The sequence below is a fragment of the Saccharopolyspora sp. NPDC000995 genome, from assembly GCF_053599315.1.
The window spans coordinates 1-1,125 of the sequence record NZ_JBSFLZ010000365.1; the positions used below are offsets into that span (position 1 = coordinate 1).

The 1,125-nt window shown below is 66.0% G+C and carries 1 protein-coding gene and 1 pseudogene; one reads left to right on the forward strand and one right to left on the reverse strand.

Annotated features, from left to right (window positions below; genetic code table 11):
• Positions 1–281 (reverse strand): annotated as a pseudogene (locus ACWDKQ_RS36345) (amidohydrolase family protein); the annotation flags it as partial.
• 369 nt (positions 282–650) lie between these two features.
• Here ACWDKQ_RS36345 and ACWDKQ_RS36350 point away from each other — a divergent pair.
• Entirely contained in the window at positions 651–941 is a 291-nt protein-coding gene (locus tag ACWDKQ_RS36350) for a helix-turn-helix domain-containing protein (protein ID WP_450143268.1), read from the forward strand.
• The last annotated feature ends 184 nt before the right edge of the window (positions 942–1,125 follow it).

Below are 1,125 nucleotides of genomic sequence, written 5' to 3' on the forward strand. Positions count from 1 at the left end.
GCCACGACAGCATCGTCATCTCGCTCGCCCAGCGACTTCACCGGGTCGGAGCTCGCGTCGAAGGCGAGATGCACATGAGGATCGATCAAACCAGGAATCAGGGTGGCACCCGGAAAGTCCACCACGGTCTCCCCATGCTGCAGATCCGCCGCGCAGCCGATTCCGGCTATCTTCGTTCCTTCGAGGATCACGACGGGGTTGTCCACAGGACTGGCTGTTTCGCCGTCGAACAGTCGTGACGCCCGCAGCACTGTGGTCCCATGACGTGCGATGTCGTTCACCGTAGGCATTCGGTCGATGCTACTGCTCTGACCACGAACGCCCATCGGCGCACCAACCGGACCGGACGACCATCACGGGCACACCGCGATCCGGGGCAGGTGTCTTCCATGCCTCTGCCGATCCGTTCGAACTCGGGATCAAACCCTCCGACGTCGAGAACGGCGGCTCGAGGAACGGCGACGAGGCAGTAACGACCGGTCATCGAGGCACAGCGGGCGGCCGGAGGTCGCCGGCCTGAGCTTGTTTTTAACCAGGTAGCACCGTGGTGGGGCCCCGGTTGAAAGTAGCTGCCCGCCGCGATCTTGAGGTGCTGCGGGAGCGGCGGATCCGGGCAGCGGAGATGTTCGACCGTTGCAAGCGAAAGATCGATGTGGTGGTGGAATGGGGTCTCGGCGCAGACCGCCTCCCTGTGGCACCAGGCGTGGTCGGCAGGTGGCCGGCTGGCACTGGCCGGGGCTGGTCGCGCCGGGCGGATGCCCAAGCTGTCCGGCGACCAGGTGGCCGAGGTGACAGACGCGCTCACGCAGGGACCGCAGGCAGGCGGGTTCGGCACCGGCATGTGGACGCTGACACAGGTCGCCAGCGTGATCGAAAGGGCCAGCGGGGTGCGGTACTCGACCACCCAGACCTGGACGATCCTGCGCGAGCGGCTGGGCTGAAGCAGTCAGCGCCCGGCCCGGCGCGCGGTCGAACACGACAATGAGGCCATCCAGACCTGGGTGAAAAAGGAGTGGCCGCGCATAAAAAAGGCTCTTCTGCTGCTTCCGTGGGTGTCAGGTTCGTCCGGGGAGGGTGGGTGGGTGGCCGCCGAGGGCGAGCATGACGAGAGCGATGAGGGCTTCG